The sequence below is a fragment of the Pleionea sediminis genome (assembly GCF_007570825.1).
GTDB classification, from domain to species: domain Bacteria; phylum Pseudomonadota; class Gammaproteobacteria; order Enterobacterales; family Kangiellaceae; genus Pleionea; species Pleionea sediminis.
In genome coordinates, this window is sequence record NZ_SUNB01000004.1 from 1 (window position 1) to 16,036 (window position 16,036).

Below are 16,036 nucleotides of genomic sequence, written 5' to 3' on the forward strand. Positions count from 1 at the left end.
GATACCATCACTTTAAAAAGTTACTTTATCAACAGCAGTTATCGGCCGAAAGAAGTTCAGTTTGCCGATGGCACGGTGTGGACGACGGAACAATTTGAAGCGGGCTTTAACAAGATTGGTTCCGACACCGGCGATACCATTATGGGCTTGTTTCAAGACGATACCATTTTAGGCAACGGCGGCAGTGATTCGATTGAAGGCTGGCACGGCAACGACACCATCGAGGGTGGTGCCGGCAACGATAGTTTAAGTGGTGGTTACGGTCAGGACACATTAATTGGTGGAGACGGCAACGATACGATTTTGGGTGGTCATGATGACGATGCCATCACCGGTGGTCGTGGTGACGATACGCTTGATGGAAACGCAGGTGCCGACACTTATTACTTTGGTGATAATTTTGGTCGCGATTGGGTTAAAGCAAGTAATGCGGATACGATTGTATTTGAAGACCCTTACTACACGTTAGATAATATTCAATTGTCGAAGAGCTCTACCTACAACCTGGTGATTAATTTCGAAGGTCGATCGGACTCGTTAACGATTGCCAGTTACTTTCAACGCAACACCAATCAACCCAAAGAATTTAAGTTTGCTGACGGCACTGTGATCAGTGGTGCCGAGCTTCAAAACATTGAGTGGCGTTCTCGAATTGGAGATGACATTCGTGGTGATGATACGAGTAATGTTCTTTCTGGTACTGACCTGGACGAGAAGATCTTCGGTGAAAACGGGGATGACATTTTAGTCGGTGGTGCCGGTGATGATGAACTAACCGGTGGACTTGGTAATGATGTCTATCGATATAGTGCTGGTTTTGGACGAGACGTTATCAGTAATCTCAATTTAGATAATAGTAATGACACAATTGTTTTTGATGCTAGCATTCTATCGTCTGATATTAGTCTTGAACGCACAAACAACAACGAGCTAATTATCCGTCATGAACCCTCCGGTGATACGATTCTCGTAAAACTGCACTTTAACCCAGTGACCGTCAACAATGATTATGCCATTCGTCGTGTTGTTTTCGAAGGTGAGGGTATTGAATGGGATCGTGCTGCTATCGAGTCTAAAGTTTTATCAACCTCGAATGATGACGATACCATTAAAGGTTTTGCAGATCAGGAACTCATCGTTGATGGTGGTAAAGGAAATGACGTATTAACGGGCCAAAACTTGGCAGACACACTGATTGGTGGCCAAGGGAATGACACTTTACAAGGTAATTCAGGCGACGATGTTCTTGAAGGTGGTCAAGGTAATGATACCTTGCGAGGAGATTACGGTAATGATGTTTATCGTTTCAGTGCGGGTTTTGGTCGTGACACCATCAACAATTACGATCGCGATAGCAGTATCGACACCATTGTTTTTGATAACACAATAAATTCGACCGACATTAAATTAGAAATCAACGACGGTTACGATTTAGTGATTCGTCATAATTCTACGGGCGACACCATTGTTGTTACCGATCACTTCAACGCGGGCTCGGCTTATAATAATGATCGTGCCATTAATAGTATCCTTTTTGAAGCCGAAGGTGTTGAATGGGATCGCGATACGATTGCTTCCATCATTTTAACACCAACCAATGATGACGATTCCATTAAAGGTTTTTCTGGCCAAGAGCATCATCTCGATGGTGGTGCCGGTAACGATAAACTCGAAGGGCATAATCTAACCGACACACTGATTGGCGGTGAGGGTAATGATACTTTGCGTGGTCACTCTGGAAACGATACCTTAATCGGTGGCCAAGGCAACGATACCTTGCAAGGTGATTACGGTGATGATACCTATCGCTTCAGTGCTGGCTTCGGTCGTGACACGATCAACAATTACGATCGCGATAACAGTGTCGATAAGATTGTTTTTGATAGCACAATTAATTCGAGTGATATTAAATTAGAAATCAACGACGGTTACGACTTGGTGATTCGACATGGTTCAACGGGCGACACTATTGTTGTTACCGATCACTTCAATGCGGGCTCGGCTTATAATAATGATCGTGCTATTAATAGTATTCTTTTTGAAGCCGAAGGTGTTGAATGGGATCGCGATACGATTGCTTCCATCATTTTAACACCAACCAATGACATTGATTCCATTAAAGGATTTTCTGGCCAAGAGCATCATCTCGATGGTGGTGCCGGTAACGATAAACTGGAAGGGCATAATCTAACCGATACGCTGATTGGCGGTGAGGGTAATGATACTCTTCGTGGTCATTCTGGAAACGATACCTTAATCGGTGGCCAAGGCAACGATACCTTGCAAGGTGACTACGGTGATGATACCTATCGCTTCAGCGTGGGTTTTGGTCGTGACACGATAAACAATTACGATCGCGACAACAGTGTCGATACTATCGTATTCGACTCAACCATTAATTCCAGTGATATAACACTAGAAATCAATTCCGGCTACGACTTGGTGATTCGACATGGTTCAACAGGTGACACCATTGTTGTTACCGATCACTTCAATGCGGGCTCGGCTTATAGTAATGATCGTGCTATTAATAGCATTCTTTTTGAAGGCGAAGGTATTGAATGGGATCGCGACACCATCGCGTCGATGATTTTAGCGGGAACTAATGACGACGATTCTATCAAAGGATTTTCTGGTCAGGAGCACAACCTCGATGGCGGTTCCGGTAACGATAAGCTTGAAGGGCATAATCTCACCGACACGCTGATTGGTGGTGAGGGTAATGATACTCTTCGTGGTCATTCTGGAAATGATACTTTAATCGGTGGTCAAGGTAACGATACCTTGCAAGGTGATTACGGCGACGACACTTATCGCTACAGCATTGGATTTGGTAACGACAAAATCGTTAACTACGATCGTGACAACAGTGTCGATAAAATTGTTTTTGATTCGACCATTAGTTTAGCTGACATCGAGTTTAAGCGCTCCAGTTATAATTTGCATATCAATCATCGCACGACAGGCGACTCGATCGTCGTTGATAAATTCTTTACTTACAGTGGAACGCTCGATACTTACCGATTTGTTAACGAAGTCCACTTCGAACAAAGTGGCACCGTACTCACTGCCGAGCAAATTGTTGAGCTCATCAATAATCCAGAACCAATTACCATTGAATCGAAACAATTAACTTGGCAGGTGAGTCAGCAATCGATAGCTAATGCGAATAAGTCGACTGATGGTTTATACGCCATGGTATCGATTAATGGTGAAGCGCCTTTTGCCTATCAAGCGACCAATAATCAGTTTGCGATTAACCTGGCGTCGATGACCAATGGCTTACACGAATTTACCGTTGAGTATCGCAATGCGAACGATGAAGTCATCAGCACAGAAAACGGCAAACTTTTTGTTAACGACGATGTTATTAAAGTATTGGGTCAATCAGAAGATCGCATTTCTCGAAACTTCTACGATAATGACGGTCAGCTCATTGCCACGTTAGATGCCGAAGGATTACTGTCGGAAAATATTTACAACGCAGCGGGTCAACTCGTTGAAACGGTTGCGCACAATATTCGAGTGCCCGAATCGGTAGCTAACAACGAATCACTTCGCGCTGAAGGTTCATTAGCAGAAATTAAAGAAGAACTCGAGTCGCTTAAAACACTTATAAAGCAAGCTCCTCAAGGGCATGTAGTGCAAGAAGCTCGTAGCCATCAAATTTACAATGGTAAAGGAGAAGTTGTTGCGACGATTAATGCCGAAGGTTATTTAACCGAGCATCAATATAACGAGCACGGACAAAAAACGGCGACGATTCAATACGCAACGCCAATAAATTATCAAGAGGGACAAACTCTCGATGATATTCGACCAGCCTATTCAGACAACGACCATCAATTCAGTTACGAATACGATCAGCTCGGCCGCTTAATTGGTGAAACCGATTGGCGTCAGGGTAAAACTGAATACGTTTACAATAAGATGGGGCAACGGATTGAGACTACGCATAAAGATATGACGGGGGTGGTTTCAGATCGAACCACACAAAATCGTTACAATGAAAAAGGTCAGTTAATTGCGACCTTCGATGCTGAATCCGTTAAAGCAATTGAGGCTTTTAAAGCCAACAATCCAGGCTACACTCAAGCAGAATTAAAAGCGTTCGAACACGCCCGTGCAACTCGTTTTGAATACGATAGTAATGGACGTCGCACAGCGACCATTGATTCCCATGGCAATCGCACCCAATTTGTTTATAACGAAGCAGGGTACAAAACGCACACCATCAATGCACTCGGTGAAGTCACGCAAAATCATTACACCACCTTCGGACAAATCGAATGGACACGAGTTTACTCGGAGAAGATGGATGCCGAAACACTTGCGCAGTTGCAGCAAGGGCAACTCAGCTTTGAGGCGCTTAATGAGCATTTAAAAACTAAAGAGTCGGCGAGCGATTCTGTGGTGAGTTTTAACTACGATCGCCGTGGATTGGTTAAAGAATTGATTGATGCTGAAGGTTTCAAAACCACATCGGTTTACAATGCCTTTGGCGAAGCCATTATGACGACGCAACAGGTTTCGGCTACTCAAAGTTATACCAATCTGTCGGTTGTTGACAATCGTGGTGCGACAACAGAAAGTTGGCGTCTCACAGACGACAAAGCGATTTTCTCAACGGTTGAATACGATGCCTTTGGTCGAGTGAAAAAGAGTACCGATGCACTGGGCAATTCAACCGAATACGAATACGACAAGTTGGGTCAACAAATTGCTGTCAAGGATGCATTGGGCGATAAAACTGAAGCCACTTACGACGCCTTTGGTCGTGTATTGACATCCATAGATGCACTCGATAATCAAGTTACTTACCATTACGTTGATAACGAAAACAAGCGCGAAGTTAGTTATCCCGGCAATATTAAAACGACAACCGAATTTAATGCGTTTGGGGAAATTCAAGTCACCATTGACGGTGAAGGTAACTCAACAACGTTTGCTTACGACAATAATGGTCAAGTCATAAAGGTGACTGATGCATTAAGCAACGAGTCTTTAACTGAGTACGACAAAGCTGGACGAACGCAATTTGAAATTGATGCCGAAGGACGACGTGTCCAATATCAATACGACGCATTAAACCGCGTTCAATTTGAAATTCTCGATCCCAGTTATACGGATAGCGAAGGTAATGCCTATGTCGGTGAAAATATTACGACTGAATATCGCTACAATGCGAAAGGAGAAGTTGAGTTTGTTATTGCGCCGAATGGAACAGTGACACGCAACGAATACGACAACAGTGGACAGTTAATCGCAACGACTCGTGATTACACCGAAAACGCAGTCGATGGTTTGAACATTCGCACCGAATACGTTTACGATGGCGCCGGTAATCAAATAACGGTTATCGAAGCCGCGGGAACAGAAGAGGCTAAAACAATCCGTTTTAATTACGATGACTTTGGCCGTCTTGAGTCAAAGGTCGTCGATCCAACCGGCTTAGCGATTACGACACAGTTTGTGTATAACGATAACGGTCAAGTGGTTGAAACTATTAATGCTAATGGCGACTCTTCGTACTCAGTTTACGATGCCGCAGGACAGATCCGTTTTAGTATTGATGAAGAAGGTTACGTACGTGAAAATCTTTACGATGCTAACGGCCAAGTGATTTCGTTAAATGTTTATCAAGATTCAATTTACACACAAGATAAAACGACGTTAAACAAAGCACCGTCGTTAAACGAAATGCTATCTAACGAAACCGAGAGTCTTCTTTCGGGTAATAGTGTATTGGCCACCACGCAAACGGTTTATAACGATAAAGGGCAAGTGGATTACGTTGTTAATGCCGAAGGTTATGTCACGCATTATGAGTACGATAATAATGGCAATGTCACAACCGCGTATCGCTACGATGGCAAAGTAGATGTATCTAAAGTTCACGGCGACGAGTTTGCAACAACGGAAATTGCGAAATTAACGAATCCACAAACCACCCGTTATGTGTACGACCAACTGGGCCGTCAATCGTTTGTTGTTGACGCGGGTAATTTTGTGACCGAAACACGTTACGATGCAACGGGCAACGTGGTTGAAACGATTCGTTATCCTTACGCAATTGATGTTGCTCAACTCAATGAGAAAACCGTTGAAGCGTTAATTGTTGAGGCGTATGAGAATAACAAGTCGGATGAATCTGGCAACACCGATTCTGATGTTGGTACCGGTGAATTGGACGATATTATTCCTGGCGATTCAGATAGTGACGTTATTCCAAGTGAAGATAAAGTTTACAGTGAAAACTTTGACGGTAAAGTAATTAGTGATTTCGCTACTTACCAGAATAACAACAATAATCTCTACATCGAGAACGATGTATTGATGGTACAAAGTGGTAATAATAATCTTAACAACTCTCCTCGAGTGGAAATTTTTGAACCTGTTGATATGAGTCATGGCTTTTCAGCATTGGTCGATTTGACTCAACTACCAGACTCTGTAACGGGGTACAACAATGGTTATCTAGAAGTTGGATTTGATAATGGTCTTACCGGCGATGACCATCGCAGTGTCCGTTTTGTTATTCAAGATACCGGATGGCAGTACGAAGCTTACTATGAAATTACCCAAGGTAATGAGGTCACAAAGCTAAGCGCAAACGGATGGCAGTTCGTTGAGAATCTTCCCGAGAGTCATCAACTACGATTTGAGATCGACGGTCTTGAAATGAGGTTAGCAGGATATTCAAATTCTCCTGTTGCTATGGATTCAAACTGGAATGATATGCAATTTTATGTTGCTACCAAAAATCAACCAGAGATAAGACCTGTTGATGAAAATGGAATATTTGCTTTTGGTGTTGATAATATTCAAATTGATGCGCCGGCTATAACAACGATTTATTCAAAAGACTTGTCAACATTATTTGATACCAATACTCCTACCAAATGGAGTGAAAGCTTCACTTCCGATGACTTAAGTAATTATGACTTAAGCAACTATGAGTTGTTAACCGGCGATAGCACGACTGTGTCCGTTGAAAATGGCCAGTTGGTTGTCGACTCAAAAGCGGGAAGCTTAATCAGTGAGTATGGGGTTAAAGGTTTAGAGTCCTTTACACTTGAACAAGGTACTGAGTTTGGATTTTTAGTAACATTACCCGACAACCATGGTTCCGTTCAATTTGGTGATCGTATTCAAAACGAGCCAATAGATATAGGAATGGGCATTGAGTCCACGAATCCAGAATCGACACTATTTAACTCAGCGAAGCTGGTTGTTAACAATGGTACGGTATATTTAAAACATCAGTACGACTCGGCAGAAAATCCGGCCAGCAATACCAGAAAATTATTACCCATGTTTGAATTAGTAGATGGCGTAAATGTGTTTGATGCTAAATTTGTTGTCGATGAAGGGCACTTAGTAGCGAAAGTTTCTTACAATGGTCAAGACTTCTATTCAGAACCCGTCGATCTAAAAGGTGAGGTTCTAGACGCGCGAGTTACGCTTAGCATACTCGAAGAAGAAGAGTTCACCTTCGTTGATGGTTCCTTTGGGTTTACCACTCATACCGCTAATGATGTCCGCATAGGATTCGATAATCTCTACATTAAATCAATTGACGATGCGTCAACGGACTCGACGACTGAAGATGATTCTACTATTGGTAATGATACAAATACAGAAACGTCTTCAAGTGTTCTAAATGAGCAGCGCACGCAATACGTTTACGATAGTCTGGGTAGAGTTAAGTATTCGGTTAATGCAGCAGGTTATGTTTCAGAGAATACCTACGATATTAATGGCAATGTCATTAAAACAACGCAGTATGGCAACAATGTACAAATAGCCGAAGATGTTAATACGACTGCTGATGTTGAGGCTTACTTACAAAGCTTAACGGCAGAAGGTATTAATGATGAACCACGCGTTAATCGTAATGTATACGATGCGCTCAACCGTTCTATTTACTCCATCGATGGAAAAGGGTATGTAACACATACTGAATACGACTCATTGGGTCGAGTTACCGATGTGATTGGTTATTCAACGGCGTATACCGATGCGGGCGCTGCAGTTTCAGAATCAGTGTTCACCGAAAGTGAACTTGATGGTTTCTTTGCAATCAATGCTAACGCAGAGAAAGATCGAGTTAATCATACGGATTACTTTACCAATGGTTGGGTTAAAAGCGTCACCGATGCATACGGATACAGCGAGTCTTACACTTATGATGCTATGGGTAACACAAAAACCTTTACCAATAAAAATGGAGATGTTTGGACGTACGAGTACGATAAACTCAATCAGTTAGCCAAAGAAACTTCACCAGAAGTACTCATCAATCACAAAAGTGGGTACTCAAATTTCGATGTCAAAACAGCATTAGTTAAAGAGTATAAGTACGATGCTTTCGGTAACCTAATAGAACAGTTAGAGACAACCGAGAAGAAGTCTCATTCTTCATCGCCTGGTGGCATCGGTACTGGCGGAAAAGAAACGTCGATCAACGTTAATAAAGTCACCTCGTTTGAATACGATGCACTCGGCAATCAAACTAAAATTATTCACCCAGAAGTGAATGGTGTGCGTTACGAATCCGAAACGGTGTTCGATGCCTTTGGTAATGCCGTTGCTAACCGAGATGTTCGTGGCAATATCAGTTATAAAGTCTACAATGACAGAAATCAATTACACTTTGAAATTGATCAAGAAGGCTTCGTTACTGAATATCAATACGATGCGTTTGGTAATGAAGAAAACATGGTTCGTTATCAACACCGAATCGATGCTGTTAACTTAAATGAGCTTACCGCGCTTAATGAGTCGGCAATTGAAAGTGCACTGATGGTTCAAAAAGAAGCGAACGCATTAAGAAGTATTTCTAAAGTTTATAACTCGCTCAACCAAGTGGTTGAGTTAAAACAACCGGTTATTGAAACTTACGATGTTGCGACCAACTCCGCCAATACAACAGCGCCGACAACACGCTTTGAATACAATGCGTTTGGTGAAGTTATCAAAACATCCACACTAAGCCGAGCGGTTGCTGCCGACAATAACAATGGCCAGGCAATCGAAGAATGGGCAGATACCTACAGTTACTTTAATCAATTAGGACAGAAAGTCGCTGAAGTGAATGCCGAAAACTATCTCGATAAGTGGACCTATACAGCATTTGGCGAAGTAGAAACTCACGCTGAATATGCCGTGCCGGTTTCTTCTGTTTCTACCAACAACATTCCTGAGCCAGTACTGAGTCGAAATGCTGCAAATGAGTCCTTGGGTGACGATCGTATCAAAGAGTTTGAATACGACGCACTCGGTCAGATTAAGCGAGAAATTCAGAAAGATGTGACACGTTTAGTCGTAAGAACCGATGCGACCATCACATCACCAGCTGCGTTAGTGGCTAACGATGGGACTGAATTCGATTTAATCACTAAAGATATCTTATTAAGTGAGTACAAATACGACGCGACGGGTAATCGCACTTTCGAATCTATCAGTGGTGTGGACACGCATCGAATCTACGATTCACTCGGACGATTGCGAGGTATTCTAGAGGAATCGCGTCAAGTTAATGGCAATACGGTTTTTGTGAGTCAAGATGATAATGGAGAGTATCAATACACTGGTGTTATAAATAACGATGAACGTTTATCAAATGGCGACAGTCGTACACCATTCAGCCGTATTGTTTACAATGCATTTGGTGAAAAAGTTCGTACGGAATCCTTCGTTGAAGGTATTGCTGATGATCGTGCTCAAGCAATTATCGACGATAACGATGCAGACTTATTAGTTACCAGCGCCAACAGAATCGTTAATTTTATGTCGTACAATAATTTGGGGCATAAAATAGAGCAAACCGATGGCGAAGGAAATGTTAAGCGATTCGAATATGACGAAGCCGGTAACTTAACGCACGTTAAAGTGGCTTACCAAAATGCACAAGGCAATCAATCGTTCGAAGCACACAACGAGTATCGTTACGATAAAGTGGGACAACAAATTGGTTCGATCACCTATCTTGGTGAAGCCAATCAGTTAGCCCATGCGGCGGTAGCCGATCAAGTTCAGGCAATGGCTTTCAATGGTTACGGTGAAGTTATCGCTCGTGGTTCTCGATTGCAAAATGCCGATGAGTCCTTTACTGATTATGTCGCATCGCTTGAAGAATATTTTGAATACAACAATGCTGGGCAAATGATCCGCACCAACGAATCAGATGGCGCAACTAAAATTTATCGTTACGACTTAATGGGTAACAATGTTTTTGAGTACACTCAAGCGAATGGCATTACCCGACACGAGTACAATAAGTTGGGGCAGAAAGTCACAACACTAATGCCTAAGTACGATTTGTCGATGTTAGGTGGTGCTGCGCCAACGGCGGAACAAATGGCTCAATTTGAATTGCTCGAGAGTGGTAGCCCAGTCGTTACAACCGAGAACGATCGTTGGGGTAATACCATTGCGCTTGTTGATATGGCGGGTGCAGAAAAGTCGTTTAGCTACGATGCGTTAAATCGTCTGACACAAGAAACACAACACAATGTTGAGGTGATTGACCCAACAACCGATACTATTAACCTGAAAGACGTTGAGCAACATTACGTTTACGACATCAATGGTAACGTCACACATCATGTCGATCAGCGTGGTAATGTGAGTGAAAAAGTCTATAACTCAGTGAATCAAAAAATAGCGGAAATTGATGCCTCTGGTGCGGAAACAAAATTTGTTTACGACGCTTTGGGGCGCGAAGTCGCACAGCAAAATGCCTTAGGTTACATCACAACTACCGATTACGATAAGAATAATAACGTGGCGGCAGTCGGTGACATTCGCGCAGACGAAGAGGGCATGTTGACCAAGCGGTTGTTGCAACGCTTTGGTTACAACGCGTTAGGTTTCCAAGTGGTTTCCGAGTTTGCACACGGTCGTGTGTTTAATGGTTCCGGTTATTATACCGACTGGTCAACGTCCTATACCGATTACGATGTGCGTGGCAATGTCATTCGTACCGAATCGGCCATGGGAACACTGAATCACAAAATATATAACTCATTAGGTCAACTCGCGAGAGAAGAAACAGGGTTATACGATCCTGACGCGAATCATGACTCGACCTTTATTTTTGTCGATGGAGAGTTCCAGGTATTCACAGACTCTGGTAATCATCATGTTAACTCTTGGACTTACGATTACTTTGGGAAAGTTCAAACGTATAACGATTTAAGCGGAAGAGAATTTACCTACCAATACAACGAAGCTGGTCAATTAACTCGTAAAGTATTGACGTCCAGCAAAGATATGAAAGCCATTGCAACGCTCGGTACTGATTATGCTTATGGCAAAGAATATCATTATTATTCTAATGGATCGCTAAAGGCGATTTACGATAAATCAGCGCATCAATATACCGAGTATGGTTTTGATAGTGCTGGTCGGCGTGTCTATGAAAGCACACGAGGTGCTGATGGGCGTAAAAAGCAGTTCCATTATGAAACCACCAACCAATACGATGCCCAAGGTCGTTTGACTCGTGTTGTCAGCCGAGATGTTCAACACAATCTAACGACGATGACATCCGAGTATGCGTATGACGAAGCGGGCAATCGAATTAAAAACACCATCATAACGCAAGCCGATACCAGTCTTGAAGACTCCGACCGTTTGGATGTTGAAGCAAATGCGCAATACTCAGATGCCAATAAGTCTATTGAAGAGGGTGGATCAGCGACGTTTGATTTAGGCAACGATTTATTTAACTCGACAAGTGATACCTTATCTTACACGTTTGAAGTTGAGCGTGGATATTGGGACTGGCGATACGTTCCACCGGAACAACCGTCGCCGGTTATTCTGCCAGAAGATTATCAATGGGTTTATGTAAGTGAAGGATACGTTCCTGCACCCGATTGGATGACGTTATCTCTTGAGGGCGATCGTTTGGTGTTAACAGTAAATGAGCCACCTGCAGGATCGGCTAACTGGAATAACACCACAACACCAACCGTTGTCGAGTCTGAGCAAGACGATGGCACCATTATTTTACAATGGCCAGAAGGGGAAGACGGTGTCCAAGGCGTTGAACTGGGCGAAGTGGAAGATCCCGATTTTAATCCCGATAATATTGGTAAGTTTAATATTCGAATTTCGGCGTTAGATGAGTATGGCGATACAGCTCACCAAAATGTGACGTTACAAGTAAATGAAAATCCTGATGCGACAACGGCATCTGGCACAATGGGAGACACTTCTGTTACGAATGCACAGAATGTTGCTTTAGATAATTCCAATATTCGATTTAACGATCTCGATCTCACACAAAGCTGGTTAACTCAAAAATACGCATCCAATAATATTAAAGACTCATTTAATGCATTAACCAATGTGTTGGATGAACAAAGTTTAACTTCACAAGACGCTCTTCTTAAGTCAGCTAGTGACGACGACGAAGAGTTCATGCACGAAAAAGAATATTGGTTCGCCTACGATGCAATGAATCGAGTGACATTGGCTGAAGGTGTTCGAGAGGTTAATGAGCAAGGCGAGTTTATTCAATTAAACGTCGAAAACGACCACGGAACAATTATTTATTACGATGAAATCGGAAATCAGATTGCTAAAGCTTATGAGCAAGAAGATGGTCATGGCGATACAAAAAACGTTAAAAAGTTCGAGTTCTACCAATATAACCAAAAAGGCTTAATGATTGAGTCAAGTTTGGTAGAAAAAGTCGGTGACATATCCGCTGAAGATTTAGCAAAAGTACAAATTGGCGGTGAGGAATTTGGAGCAGGAAATATCGTAATTTCTAGGAATGTTTACGATATTGCAGACCGCGTGGTAGAGCAAAAAGGTTATATTTTCGAAAAGGCGGTGCTCGTCGGTGGTGGAAGCAACCCTGATCCTGTCATTCTAAATGGAGGGATCGATAGTCACCAGAAAAAATATTACGACAAAGACAATCGAGATTTAAAAATTGAAAGTTACAGAACAAATTATAGTAATGTAGTAACTCACGGCGATACGGTAACCGAGGATGACTTATTTCTATTTGCTGTTACAACTTTTGATGATTTGGACTCAACGAATTATAAAGAAGCCTATGATGCAGCAGGCAATTTGCGTCACTATCAATACCAAGAGTTTAGCTCGCAAGGCGAATCGAAATTTGTTGATACTTACGAGTATAATTATATTGGTTACGAATCGTATAAGTCGATAAAGACAGTTGGTACCAGTACCAAAGAGGAGCGTCGAACTGCAACGACAGAGGTTGCTTATGATATTAACGGAAATATCTTGTCAGCCCGCGAGCGTTACAAATTCCCTGATCCTTTGAACGAGCTGCACCGCTTTTATCGCAATAGCGCCGATGGAATGGTTCTGAACAAATGGTCGGCGACTTACTCTCGCGAAGACAGCAAGTACCTCGATAATAATACCAATAAAATATATCAGAACAATTATTTTTATTCGAACGGTAATGTAATTTTAACGACCGACCAAGAGGGCGAGTTTAAGGCAAAAGACACATCGGCTTATCAAATTACCGATAACCGGAATAATACTTCAAGGTCGCACACGTATTCGGTGTTTGAAGGTGACACGCTAGAGTCTATCTCACAAAAGTTTTATGGGACTACCAAGTTGTGGTATCGCATCGCCGATGCGAACGGACTTCATTCGCAAGAAGAACCGCTCATCTCGGGACAACAATTACAAATCCCCTCAGCAAGCAGTGTTTACAATTCAGCGGATGATTTTAAGCCATACAATCCAAATGATGCGATCGGTACTCTAACGCCAGTTATTCCTGATATACCTTCTCCGTTTCAATCTGAATGCGGCGCGTTAACTACACTGATAACGGCTGTAGTTTATGCGGTTGTTATGTTTTATACCGGTGGAAATCACGCAGGAGCTACAGCTGCAAGTCAGATTGCTAATCAAATATTTGGTACAGCAGTTGGCACCTATGAATCTCCCAGTTTTGAACAAGTCGCTATTGCAACTACCGCCGCCTACGTGGGTGGAGAAGTGGGTGGCAGTATGTCTGTCGGACCAGCTGCTCAAGCGGCAGTCACCGCTGCTACTTCATATGCTGTCACTTATCAATTAAGTGATTGGGCTGGTTATGATGTTAAGTTAAGTGCAGGTGAAATGTTTGCCAGTGCAGCGACGGCTGCAGTGGGTTCAGGAATGAACAATGTTACTGCGGGTGCGTTAGTTGATTCAGCTGCTAAATTTAACTGGTCGAACATATCGTTAGATTATTTAAAAATGGTGACTATAAATGTTGCGCAAAGTGGTGTTGGGTATGCCATGCAAAAAGCGTTTGGAAACGACGATATATCTTGGGATACCTCGTCAGTTCTCATCAACTCCTTTGTAAATGCTGGATACACTACTTGGAATAGAGCAAACAAGCAAAAGAGCGATCTATTATCCGCTCAGGCTTTAGAGAACAATTCGTTTAATAATTTATCATCAATGTTGGCTAGAAGCCAAAGTGATAGTAAAGCAACATCAGACAATGTAAAACAGAAAAGAATACCTAACTCAAAATCAGCAGAAACTTATACAGCTCAAAAGCAATCTGTCGGTAATGTTCAAACGGAGCTTTATCACGATCAAGCAAAGGGTGAAGGACACATAACGGTTACTTTATCTCGAGGTGAGCACGAAAACTGGGACGGCATGTCACGCTGGTCTTTCCAGGCAACTCAAGACATGATGCGGAGTTCTCGTTTTAACAGACAAGTTAATAAATGGGAACGAACTTACCAACAGGCTCATGCTTATCGGCAGGACATTATTGATCGTCGAGATGAAATTATTTACGACGGAATGATTCGCGGAATGACTCAAGTTAAAGAAGAGCTTGCCGCATTGAAAGCTCAGAATGCCTATGACTCAGAAAATTGGACTGCAGAAGATTGGATGAATATGCACATGGGCTGGAAGCCAAAGGAAATTCGTGTTGACGGTCAAAGAGCATTTATTGGTGATGTGTTGAACGCTGGAATGAGCTTTACGACGGCGATTGCGGGTGCTATGACCTTTGGGCTAGCTTCATTTGCAATGGGCTATGCTACTGGCGCAGGGCTTGATGTTGGAATTCAAATGGCTGGAGAAAATAAATCTTGGGCCGATGTTGATCTAATGCGTTCTCATTATTCAGGTTTGTTCGGTGGAGCAACTGCTGGAGTTGGCGGAGCCGTTTTAGGTGCATCGAATGCTGCTATTCGATATAGCGGTTGGGCTGCGGCTGGTGTCGGTAGTGTATATGGAATGTACGAAGGAGCGTCCTATATTAAACAAGGTATGCTAAAGAGAGAATGGGGAGATGTTGCTCTTGGTTTAGTAATGGCCGTTCCGTCCTATTATGGTTTGAAATCGTCGATAAATCATTTATCGAGTGTTAGCCCTCGATTTATAGGTGCTCTGAATACTAAGTTTGAATTTTATTCAGTTAAGCCTAGTATGAAAATGTCGGGATCGGTTAGGCTTAGGATGGTTCCAAACTCAACTGAAGCTACAAAAGCTGCGATTCGTGCGCGCCTAGACTCTGGTGTTAATCGAAGCGGTAACTTTAAGCATCATGCAGAAATAGATCGGTTAATTCAACAAGGACACGCAGTTCAGCGACATGGAGGTGGAGTAACTGATGCTCAGTTGATTTATCGAGCGAGAACTGGAATTGCTCCAGATGACTCTGTGTCCAGACGAGATGGAGCAGTTATAACACCTAATGCAACTGCTTTTAACAGTGATCGTTTACTGGTAGAGTCTGACCAGTTTTTACGTGCGAATCATCTAGAAAGAGCTATTGCGTTAGCTACCAACCAAAGAACAGGACGGGTACCACGTTCTATAACTTTGCAAGGAGTTGAGGTGGGCTCTCCTGTCGGTAGAGGATATGAAGCGATTGGGTTGACTCCAGAGCTTGCAGGCCCGCTAAATTATCATTCTTCACTTTCGAAAGTAAATGCGGTTTATAAGTTTGATCCTCAATTAAATGTTTGGAAAACAGTAACGATTTATCCGGTGAAATAACATT

General features: G+C 42.6%; 1 protein-coding gene. It reads left to right on the forward strand.

Going from position 1 to position 16,036, the window contains the following annotated elements:
* Positions 1 to 6 precede the first annotated feature (6 nt).
* Positions 7 to 16,032 carry a calcium-binding protein gene (locus tag FAX86_RS15570; protein WP_281286431.1) on the forward strand — a complete coding sequence of 5,342 codons (16,026 nt, stop codon included), beginning with the start codon at positions 7 to 9 and terminating at the stop codon, positions 16,030 to 16,032.
* The last annotated feature ends 4 nt before the right edge of the window (positions 16,033 to 16,036 follow it).